Consider the following 8821-nt stretch of genomic DNA (forward strand, 5'->3'; position numbering starts at 1 on the left):
ATAGCAAAACTTTGTCACGCGTAAAAGCAAGGAAGTCGCAAGGTCTGGGGCGGGGATGCTGGTATACGCCTCGGATACAATCGAAGCCATGCTAGAAAGAGGCTTCGATGATTAAAAAATCGTTCTTTAATCCGTTTTCGTCGCTGCTGCTTGCACTTGCCGGCTTGGCCTTTTTGGTCGACGTCGTACCGCAGGCGCAAGGCCAGACAGGAGTGTTCGCACCTGCCGTGCTGTTTTTGATGTGGCTGGTCGGCGGCCTGGTGCGCCTGTTCTACGAAAACGAAGCCAAGCGCAGCTTCGACCGGCACATGTTTAAGGCGAACCATGCGGCCGTTTGGAAACGTGTCGACGCTTGCTGGATTCAAGTCGATTCCGACCAGCTCGTGCCTGGCGATGTGATTCGCCTGTATGCCGGTATGCTCTGCCCGGTCGATGCGGTCCTTGCCAAGGGCGACCACATCCTTGTCTCCGAATCGTCGCTTACGGGCGAGAGCGGTCAGACCGTCAAGCGAGAAGGGGAGGCCGTCCGTGCTGGAACGACCATCATTGACGGAAAGGCTTCGGCAACCGTTCACGCTCGCGTTTCCGAGGAGCCGCCCACATCGCCGCGGCGCGCTCGGCTAGGCACGCAGTTTGGCGCTGGTGCCAGGAGCATCTGTGCCGCCCTGGTGAGGTGCATGCTCATCGTGCTGCCGTTTGTCATTATGATTCGAGGTTTTGTGCTGGGCGACTGGCCGCAGGCCCTGCTGTTTGCCCTGGGCACGGCCGTTGGCCTGGTCCCCGAGATGCTGCCAGTCGTCACAAGCGTGTGCCTTTCGGGCAGCGCGCATCGCCTTAAGAACAAACAGGTCATTGTTAAAAACGTTGACGCCATGGAATCACTGGGCTCCATGGACGTGGTGTGCGTGGACAAGACGGGCACGCTCACCGAGGACGCCGCGGTGCTCGAGTACTATACCGATATCCTGGGCAACGAAAGCGAGCAAACGCTCAACCTGGCGTATTTGGAGAGTACGAGCCAGGGGGCGGCCGCCAACCAGCTCAACCGGGCCATTGCCGACGCGTGCGCCGCGCCCGAGTTGCGTCTCGCCGCCAAAGACCTCGCAGGCGCATTTACCCTGCACGCATCTGATCCTTTCGACCACGTCACCAAGGCTTCGGGCGTTAAGCTCGATGCCATGCCTGGGGCGCTTGGTTGCCTGGGGCTGCAGACTCGCCCTGGCAATCACTTGACCATCGTAAAGGGCGAGGTCGAGAGTGTTTGCGCTCGTTGTGCCTGGGCCAACTTTAAAGGGGAACTCGTCCCCATGGACGCCGCGGGCCGCCAGAGCGCCTATGAGGTTGCCGAGGACATGCGTGCCGACGGCATCAAGGTCCTCGCCGTTGCCTACAGCACAACGTCTTCGGACTGGGGTGACCTGGTGCTCTGCGGCTTTTTGGGCTTTTTCGATCGGCCCAAGGCAAGCGCTCGCGCCGCCGTGCGCGCGCTGTCCGACCTTTCCGTTGAGGTGCGCGTGCTTACCGGCGACTCGGCTTCGGTTGCCCGGTCAACCTGTTCGCGCCTGGGCATTCCTGCCGATAGCGTTATCACCGGCAGCATGCTCGATGCCATGGAGGAGTCCGAGGCGCTTGTTCGCGTGGGGCGTACTCGTGTGTTTGCCGAGCTCACGCCCGCGCAAAAGGCTCATGTTGTCAGTCTCATTCGACTCTCTGGCCATACGGTCGGCTATATCGGCGATGGTGTGAACGATGTGCCGGCGCTTACGTCGGCAGATGTCGGCATCGTTGTGGACTCGGCGGCAGCGGAATCCAAAAAGGTTGCCGATCTGGTACTGCTCGAGCGCGACCTGGGCGTGGTCGCCGAGGGCGTCAGCGAAGGCAGGACTTCGTTCGCCAACGCTTCCAAGTACATTCGCATCGCGTCGAGTTCCAACTTTGGCAATATCTGCTCGGTTGCCGCCTCGAGTATCTTCCTGCCGTTTTTGCCGGCAACCGCCGCTCAGCTGCTTTTGCTCAACCTGTGCTATGACGCCACCTGCCTGGCGCTCTCGTGGGATAACGTCGACGATGCGGAGATCGCCCGTCCCAAGGCATGGTCGGGCAAGGGCCTCGGCAGCTTTATGCTTCACTTTGGCTTCGCGAGTTCGGCGTTTGACATCATCACGTTTGCCATTTTACTCCTGGGCGTTTGCCCCGCGGTGTGCGGTGGGTCCTTTGTCACGTTGAGTGCTGCGGGCCAGGCGGCCTTTATCGCGACCTTCCAGACCGGATGGTTACTGGAGTGCGCTTGGACCGAATCGCTCGTGCTCCTCGTCTTGCGAGCGCGGAACGTTCGCGACGGGGACCGGCCGTGTCGTCCGCTCGTGATAATGGTCACCACCATGCTTATCGCCTCGGCCCTTCTCGCGCTGAGTCCTGCCGCGCAACTGCTCGGCCTTGTCACGCTGCCCATGTGGTATCTGGGCATCGTTGCACTGCTGAGCGTGTTGTATCTTGTTGTTGTTTCGACGATCAAGCGGGTTTACCTGTCCCGCTCGAGCAGTCTGTTCTAGGGCGGTTCTATGCGTACCAACAGAACCAACATAGCGATTACGCCGGCAGAGGCCGCCGAGCTCAGCAACGCGCTGTTCTCGTCCGGTAGCGCCGCCGCTCTCGAACTTGCACCCGTGTTTGCCGATATCGCATCGGGCGGGCTGACCGCCATAGAACTGACAGTTGCCGGCTCGCAGACAAGTGCCGCTGCGGAGCCCATCGTTATCGGCGATCTTTCCATCGATCTGGCTTCGCGCACCGTTAAAGTGTCGGGCGCGCCCGTTTCGCTCACGCCCAAAGAATTCGATATCCTGGCCTTTTTGGCGAGCAACCGGGGCACAGTCTTTAGCAAAGAGGAAATCTATCGCGCTGTATGGCAAGACGAATATCTGCTCGATGACAGTAACATCATGGCCTTTGTCCGCAAGATCCGAAAGAAGATTGAACCCGAGCCCGACAATCCCCGGTACCTGCTAACTGTTTGGGGTGTGGGCTATAAAATAGCCGAGTAACGCGTTGAATCGTCCGCTTCTATCGACCCCAAAAGCCACTCTGACAATCCTTGCCAAATCGCAAGAAAGCCGCAAGAAACCAGCCATGTGCCCGGTCTTGCGGCTTTTCTATTCTAAGGACAGTCGCAGACGCGAAGGGAAGGTGAGGACCGTGAGCGGCAGTGACAGTACCAGCAAGGCAGGGCGATGTCTGCCGGCGCAGGTCCACCTTAATGGCGGGCGTCGCGGCTAGACGGCTCTGCATCCGATCGACAGAACGGAGCAAGGCAATTGAAGAAGCTGAATATGCGCCATACGCCATCTGCAGTCCAGGCGCAAAACGAACTGATCAGGCATCGTGCAGAGGGCCGCATCCAGCATGCGGCAACTATCCCGCTGATGGACGCCATGTCCTGGGTGGGCTCGAACCTGGGTGGTCTGGACCGCGACGAGGTCGCGCACAGCGAGGCCGATAACGGACGCAACGTGGTCACGCGCGGCAAGAAAAAGTCGCTTGTCCGCAAGCTCGCGGATGCATTCGTCAATCCCTTTACGGCAATCCTGTTTTTCCTAGCCATTATCTCGGCAACGACGGACATGATATTCCCGGCGTTGTCGATGATGGGCAACACGCCGGAGGACTTTGACCCGCTGACGGTGATTATCATCACCACGATGGTGGTTCTTTCGGGCACGCTGCGCTATGTCCAGGAAGCGCGTAGCGGCAATGCGGCCGAAAAGCTGCTCGACATGATCACGACCACCGTGACGGTCACCCGCAAGGATGTCCCCAGGACCGAGATTCCCATCGACGACGTGGTGGTCGGCGACATCGTGCATCTGTCCGCCGGTGACATGATTCCCGCCGACGTGAGGATTATCGAGGCCAAGGACCTCTTTGTGGGCCAGGCCAGCCTGACGGGCGAGAGCGAGCCGGTCGAGAAGGTCCCCACGACCTGCACCGAGTCCGATTCGGCCACGTCGTTCGAGAACATTGCCCTCATGGGCAGCAGCGTGATATCGGGCAGCGCGACGGCGCTCGTCTTTAGCGTGGGCGAGCAGACCCTGTTTGGTTCCATGGCGTCGAGCCTGTCCGACGACGCTGCGGAGACGAGCTTTTCCAAGGGCGTCAACAGCGTCTCGTGGGTGCTCATCCGCTTTATGATGGTAATGGTTCCGTTTGTCTTTTTGATCAACGGCGTCACGAAGGGCAATTGGCTCGATGCCGGCCTGTTCGCCATCAGCATTGCCGTGGGTCTGACGCCCGAGATGCTGCCCATGATCGTTACCACGTGCCTTGCCAAGGGCGCCGTGGCTATGAGCAAAAAGCAGACCATCGTTAAGAACCTCAACTCGATTCAAAACTTTGGCGCGATGGACGTGCTGTGCACGGACAAGACTGGCACGCTGACGCAGGACCAGGTGGTGCTGGAGTATCACTGGAACATCGATGGCCAGGAGGATTCGCGCGTTCTGCGCCATGCCTACCTCAACAGCTATTTCCAGACGGGCTACAAGAATCTGATGGATCTGGCGATCATCAAATGCACCGAGGAAGAGGAGCAAAACGACCCGAGTCTCACCGACCTTTCCGAGGCCTATGTGAAGGTCGACGAGGTGCCGTTTGACTTTACGCGCCGTCGCCTTACCACCGTGGTGCGCGATCGAAGCGGCAAAACCCAGATGGTCACCAAGGGTGCAGTCGAGGAGATGCTGTCGGTGTGCTCGCATGCCGAGATTGACGGCGGCGTTCACGTGCTGGACGACGAGGTGCGCGAGCGCATTTTGGCAACGGTCGCCGACCTTAACGACGACGGCTTCCGCGTGTTGGCAATCGCTCAAAAGTCCAACCCGTCGCCTGTCGGTGCCTTTAGCGCCGATGATGAGCGCGACATGGTGCTGATCGGCTACCTGGCGTTTTTGGATCCGCCCAAAGAGTCCACGGCCGATGCTATCGAGGCGCTGCGCAACCACGGTGTAGCCACCAAGATCTTGACCGGCGACAATGAGAAGGTCACGCGCACCATCTGCAAGCAGGTGGGACTCGAGGTCAACAACATGCTGCTCGGCAGCGATATCGCCGCAATGGACGACGCCGAGCTCGCTCGTCGCGCCGAGGACGTGCAGGTCTTTGCCAAGCTTACGCCCGATCAAAAAGCGCGCGTCGTGTCCGTGCTGCGTGCAAACGGTCATGTGGTGGGCTACATGGGCGACGGCATCAACGACGCCTCGGCCATGAAGTCGTCCGACATCGGCATCTCGGTCGATACTGCGGTCGACGTGGCCAAGGAGTCGGCCGATATCATCTTGCTCGAGAAGGATTTGATGGTGCTCGAGGAGGGCATCATCGAGGGGCGCAAGACCTACGCCAACATGATCAAGTACATCAAGATGACCGCAAGCTCCAACTTCGGCAATATGTTCAGCGTGCTTGCCGCATCCGCCCTGCTGCCGTTTTTGCCGATGATGAGCATCCAGCTGATCCTGCTCAACCTGATCTATGACTGCAGCTGCCTGGCGATTCCCTGGGACAACGTGGACGAGGAGTTCCTGCGCGTGCCGCGTACCTGGGACGCTTCGAGTGTTGGCAGGTTCATGATCTGGATCGGGCCCACCAGCTCCATCTTCGACTTTATGACCTATATCTTTATGTACTTCGTTTTCTGCCCCCTGTTCGTGAGCCATGGCGTGCTGTTCAACGACCTGGCGAGCGTCTACTCGGGCGCCGCGCTGGAGCAGATGCAGCTGGCCTACATCGCGCTGTTCCAGGCTGGATGGTTCGTCGAGTCTATGTGGAGCCAGACGCTGGTCATCCACATGATCCGTACGCCTAAGTTGCCGTTTATCCAGAGCCGTGCCTCGGCTCCGGTGATGCTGCTCACGATGACGGGCATCGCGCTGCTCACGCTGATCCCGTTTAGCCCGCTTGGCCCCACGCTGGGTCTGGGCGCCCTGCCTGTCGAGTACTTCTTGTTCCTGATTCCGTGCATCTTGCTGTACATGGCGCTGGCGACAAGCCTTAAGAAGGCCTACGTCAAGCGCTACGGCGAGCTGCTGTAGTGGGGGATTGATGCAGAAAGGAGCGTTTGCATGAACTGGACGCAGATTTGGATGGACTTGTTTGGCACCACGGAGTGGCTCGGCCTTAACATGGGCTTTTGGGTGGCCAACGGCGTGGTGTTGGTGGTTGTCGTGATTATGAACGTTGTCTTTTGGAGCATGAAACCGCTGCCGAGGGATGAATAACAAGCGAGGGGGCCGCCTGCCGGGCGACCCCCTCGCTGTTTATAAGCACCAGTAAATCGAAGGTGAATGGTTTCCCGAGAAGTGAACGACCTAATTTGGACCCCTGAAGCACCCACGTTTTTCGACGCTAAAACCGCAGGATTTGAGTGATAAAACCGCAGGAATTGGCCTTCCCAAAGTGTCGATGCATCGAGGGTCCGATTTCACCCGTTCACTTCGCGGAAAAGCATTCACCTTCGTTGCGTAAGGCGACGGATGGAAGGGTGATTATCGTCAAGCAGCTACCTCTGCCTTGTGAATCATCTGAAGCACAAGGCATAATGCATGTAACAAGGGGGCGGTTCCTTTGTCACATCCGTTGATATGAGAGAAGAGTAGATGATTCTTTCGCTTGCCCCTATGGAGGGGATTACCGGGCATGTGTTCCGTCGCGTGCATGCGGAGTGCTTCGGTGCGCTCGATTGCTATTACACGCCGTTTTTGCCGCCGCCGCGGGTGGGAAACCGCTTTGGCGGCAAGGCGTTTAAGGAAGTCGATCCGGCTAACAACCAAGGGCTCAACGTGGTGCCCCAGCTCATGTCCAAGAACGCGGACGAGTTTGTGTGGGCGGCACAGGTGCTCGCCGACATGGGCTATCGGGAGGTCAATCTCAACCTGGGTTGCCCTTCGGGAACGGTTGTCGCTAAGGGCAAGGGCTCGGGTTTCTTGCGCAATCTCGACGAGCTCGAGGTGTTCTTGAGTGATGTGTGCGAGCGGTCGCCGTTGCCGGTATCGGTAAAGACCAGGCTGGGGCTGGAGAGCGACGACGAATACGAGCGCGTGCTCGATCTATATTGCCACATGCCGCTGGCAGAGCTGATCGTGCATCCGCGCGTACAGAAGGACCGCTATACGGGCTCGACGCGCAAAGAGTTTTATGGCGAGACGCTGGAGCGCGCGCCGTTCCCCGTGGCCTATAACGGCGACATTTTCGATCTTGAGGATATGGACGCACTGGTGGAGGCCTATCCCGGGACACGCCATGTGATGCTGGGGCGTGGCTTGCTTGCGAACCCCGCGCTGGCTCGCATGGTCAAGGGCGGCCCCACTGCAACGGCTGCTGAGCTGCAGCGTTTCCACGATACGCTGTTTGCGGCCTATGCAGAAGAGATTGGCGGTAATGCGGTCTTTCGTATGAAGGAGTGGTGGTTCTACGCCAAGTGCGCTTTCGCCGACCCCGCTACCGTTCACAAACTCGTACGTAAGACCAAAAAGGTCGACGAATACCGCGCCGCCGTCGAGCGCGTCTTTCGCGAGCAGCCACTCGCACCCACAGCCCGCTTCCACGGCTAGCTAGTCATTGGCCATTGGGGACGTTCTTTAACGACTAGTCATTTAAGAACGTCCCCGATGACTACCCACAAATAGTTGTACACCAGCATCCAAAGATGTCGAAAAATGTCGACTTTGGATGCTGGTGTACATGTTTGGGTCCGACGGGGGAGCGGGCCTAGGCAATCAGTGCATCAAGTGTAATGAGCTCTCTGAGCCGCTCCGTGCGTGTTTGCCCATGGCGTTTGGCTTTTTCGTCAAACGCCTCAAGAATCGATTCGCCCACACGTGCTGATATAACGACGCTCGGCTCATCGGAGATTGGTGGCCTTCCCAACTTGATGGTGTGACCTTTCGGCCACTCATCTTTTTCGTAGGCTTCCGCGGCTTTCTTCAACTCTCCGGGAGCAAACCCCATCATCTTTTCGAGCTGCTTAGCATCCATGGCGCCTCCTATCGATCGACATAATGTCGAGCGCCGGTTCTCGGATTCTCTTTTTGTATACAATTTTGTAGACAAAAATACAAGCAGTTCATCGGGCTAATTAGCTTGTTTTGACCTGCCTGTTCGATAGGAAATGAGCATTGACGGCTTCGATACTCCTTTGCTTTTCAGCTTGGAATTTGGATGCTCATTGAACTTCCGGAGGGGAGCCCTTTATTAAGCTATTGAGATTCTGGGCAGGAGCTCTCACTGGTCTTCGGTAATGGGGCCAGCTTAATTCGCGACACAGTGTGTCGCGAATGGGAGTAGTCGTTAGGTGTCCTTCAATGGCTACTCATATAAGAACGTTCAAGTGTCGGATTTTGTCATTTAGTGTCGCTCTCAGCGACTATTCTGGAGGGTCGTGGTCAAAAAAGGGCAAATATGAGTACTGTTGCCATTATGGTTGCATTTATTTGCTATAAATTGTAGCTCCTGATGAGATTTGTTCCCATTAAGAGCTACTTGTATTGAACATATGAGGAGAAATAACGTCGTCTGCGGACGAGTGGAACGTTGAATAGTTCCTGAAGTGATCAAAATCGCTGCTACTAAACAGGTAGCAGTACTCATATTTGCTCTTTTTTGACCACAGCCCTCTCGGAAACCTTTCCAGAGGCGTCAAACAGCCATAATCCAAAGGTCTCCTCAAACAATTAGCCGGCCAAGAGCGTCCATGACTACCAAAAAGCTGTACGCCAGCATCCAAAGATGTCGAAAAATGTCGACTTTGGATGCTGGTGTACATGTTTGGGTC

6 protein-coding genes are annotated in these 8821 nt (G+C 57.4%); 5 read left to right on the forward strand and 1 reads right to left on the reverse strand.

What is annotated here, in order from left to right; all coding sequences use genetic code 11:
* The first annotated feature begins 107 nt into the window (after positions 1–107).
* The 5 genes from KSY82_RS08540 to KSY82_RS08560 all read left to right on the forward strand — a co-directional run bounded on the left by KSY82_RS08540 (position 108) and on the right by KSY82_RS08560 (position 7601).
* Positions 108–2552, forward strand: coding sequence for an HAD-IC family P-type ATPase (locus KSY82_RS08540; RefSeq protein ID WP_217750931.1), 2445 nt, complete (start codon positions 108–110; stop codon positions 2550–2552).
* Between the two features lie 9 nt (positions 2553–2561).
* Positions 2562–3044, forward strand: a complete 483-nt coding sequence (locus KSY82_RS08545) for a winged helix-turn-helix domain-containing protein (protein ID WP_217750930.1) — start codon at positions 2562–2564, stop codon at positions 3042–3044.
* Between the two features lie 270 nt (positions 3045–3314).
* Positions 3315–6083, forward strand: a complete 2769-nt coding sequence (gene mgtA / locus KSY82_RS08550) for a magnesium-translocating P-type ATPase (RefSeq protein WP_254881777.1) — start codon at positions 3315–3317, stop codon at positions 6081–6083.
* A gap of 30 nt (positions 6084–6113) precedes the next feature.
* Positions 6114–6269, forward strand: coding sequence for a hypothetical protein (locus tag KSY82_RS08555; protein WP_117746131.1), 156 nt, complete (start codon positions 6114–6116; stop codon positions 6267–6269).
* 378 nt (positions 6270–6647) lie between these two features.
* Positions 6648–7601, forward strand: a complete 954-nt coding sequence (locus KSY82_RS08560; protein WP_217750929.1) for a tRNA dihydrouridine synthase — start codon at positions 6648–6650, stop codon at positions 7599–7601.
* Between the two features lie 157 nt (positions 7602–7758).
* Here KSY82_RS08560 and KSY82_RS08565 read toward each other — a convergent pair whose 3' ends face one another.
* The gene (locus tag KSY82_RS08565; protein WP_055309982.1) at positions 7759–8025 is read right to left on the reverse strand and encodes a ribbon-helix-helix protein, CopG family; all 267 of its coding nucleotides are present in this window, start codon (positions 8023–8025) and stop codon (positions 7759–7761) included.
* Positions 8026–8821: the final 796 nt, after the last annotated feature.

The organism is Collinsella aerofaciens (genome assembly GCF_019131995.1).
GTDB lineage: Bacteria > Actinomycetota > Coriobacteriia > Coriobacteriales > Coriobacteriaceae > Collinsella > Collinsella aerofaciens_S.